General features: G+C 65.3%; 1 pseudogene. It reads left to right on the forward strand.

Features of this window, described 5'->3' with window-relative positions:
• Nucleotides 1-2,407: pseudogene (gene uvrB, locus EOD07_RS30935) on the forward strand (excinuclease ABC subunit UvrB); the annotation flags it as partial.

Raw genomic sequence — 2,407 nt, forward strand, 5'->3', positions numbered from 1 at the left:
GGGCCGGGCAGATCGAGCGCGAGGCGGAAAAGCAGCCGAAGGCGAAAGCCCCGAAGAAGATCCCCGAACGCTCGTCGGCGCCGGGCCGCACCGCGCGCGGCACCTCGATGGGCGGCGCCGCTTCGGCCAAGGAGCGCGCGGCCGCCGGCCTCAACCCGGTGGCCGGTCTCGACATCAGCCTGGAGGACGCCGAACAGGTTTCCTCGAGCGGCGTCACCGCGACCGTCGCGGCGCTGTCGGCGCTGATCGAATCCGGTAATCCGCTGCACAAGGACGGCCAGCTCTGGACGCCGCACCGTCCGGCCCGACCGGAAAAATCGGAAGGTGGTATCGCCATCAAGATGGTGTCGGATTTCGAACCGGCCGGCGACCAGCCGACCGCCATCAAGGACCTCGTCGAAGGCGTCGAGCAGAACGACCGCACCCAGGTGCTGCTCGGCGTCACCGGCTCGGGCAAGACCTTCACCATGGCCAAGGTGATCGAGGAGACGCAGCGCCCTGCCCTGATCCTGGCGCCCAACAAGACGTTGGCCGCGCAGCTCTACGCCGAGTTCAAGAAGTTCTTCCCGGAGAACGCGGTCGAGTATTTCGTCTCCTATTACGACTACTACCAGCCGGAAGCCTACGTCCCGCGCACCGACACCTATATCGAGAAGGAATCCTCGATCAACGAGCAGATCGACCGCATGCGCCACTCGGCGACGCGTTCGCTGCTGGAGCGCGACGACGTCATCATCGTCGCTTCGGTCTCCTGCATCTACGGTATCGGCTCGGTCGAGACCTATACGGCGATGACCTTCCAGATGCAGGTCGGCGACCGGCTCGACCAGCGCTCGCTGCTCGCCGACCTCGTCGCCCAGCAATACAAGCGCCAGGACGTCAACTTCGTGCGCGGCTCGTTCCGCGTGCGCGGCGACACGATCGAGATCTTTCCGGCCCACCTCGAGGATCGCGCCTGGCGCATCTCGATGTTCGGCGACGAGATCGAGTCCATCACAGAATTCGATCCGCTGACCGGGCAGAAGACCGGCGAGCTGAAGAGCGTCAAGATCTACGCCAACTCGCACTATGTGACGCCGCGCCCGACCTTGAATCAGGCCATTAAGTCGATCAAGGAAGAACTCAAGCATCGCCTGCAAGAGCTTGAAAAGGCTGGACGCTTGCTGGAGGCGCAGCGGCTGGAACAGCGCACGCGCTTCGACCTGGAGATGCTGGAGGCGACCGGTTCCTGCGCCGGCATCGAGAACTATTCGCGCTATCTCACGGGCCGCCAGCCGGGCGAGCCGCCGCCGACCTTGTTCGAATATGTGCCGGACAACGCGCTGATCTTCATCGACGAAAGCCACGTGACCGTGCCGCAGATCGGCGGTATGTATCGCGGCGACTTCCGCCGCAAGGCGACGCTGGCCGAGTACGGCTTCCGCCTGCCCTCCTGCATGGACAACCGGCCGCTGCGCTTCGAGGAATGGGACGCCATGCGCCCGCTCTCCGTCGCGGTCTCGGCGACGCCGGGCGGCTGGGAACTGGAGCAGTCCGGCGGTGTCTTCGCCGAGCAGGTCATCCCCGACCGGCCTGATCGACCCGCCGGTCGAGGTGCGTCCGGCCAAGAGCCAGGTCGACGACGTCGTCGGCGAGATCCGCGACACCACCCGGGCCGGCTACCGCACGCTGGTCACCGTGCTGACCAAGCGCATGGCCGAGGACCTGACCGAATACCTGCACGAGAACGGCATCCGCGTCCGCTACATGCATTCCGACATCGACACGCTGGAGCGCATCGAGATCCTGCGCGACCTGCGCCTCGGCGCCTTCGACGTGCTGGTCGGCATCAACCTCTTGCGCGAGGGCCTCGACATTCCCGAATGCGGCTTCGTCGCCATCCTCGATGCCGACAAGGAAGGGTTCCTGCGCTCGGAGACCTCACTGATCCAGACCATCGGCCGCGCCGCGCGAAACGTCGACGGCAAGGTCATCCTCTATGCCGACCAGATCACCGGCTCGATGGAGCGGGCGATGGCTGAGACCAACCGCCGCCGCGAGAAGCAGATGGAGTGGAACGCCGCCAACGGCATCACGCCGGAATCGGTCAAGTCGCGCATCGCCGACATTCTCGACTCGGTCTACGAGAAGGACCATGTCCGCGCCGACATCTCGCAGTTCACCGACGATGCCGGCGCGATGATCGGCAACAATCTGAAGACCCATCTCGAGGCGCTGGACAAGCAGATGCGCGATGCCGCCGCCAATCTCGACTTCGAGAAGGCGGCGCGCATCCGCGACGAGATCAAGCGGCTGCGCGAGATGGAGCTTGCCATTTCCGACGACCCGCTGGCGCGCGAGGTGGAAAGCCAAAGTCCTGCATCCGGCCGCGAAAAGGGCAAGCACAACAAGGGCGTCGCCAAACACC

It is taken from the genome of Mesorhizobium sp. M2C.T.Ca.TU.002.02.1.1, assembly GCF_003997225.1.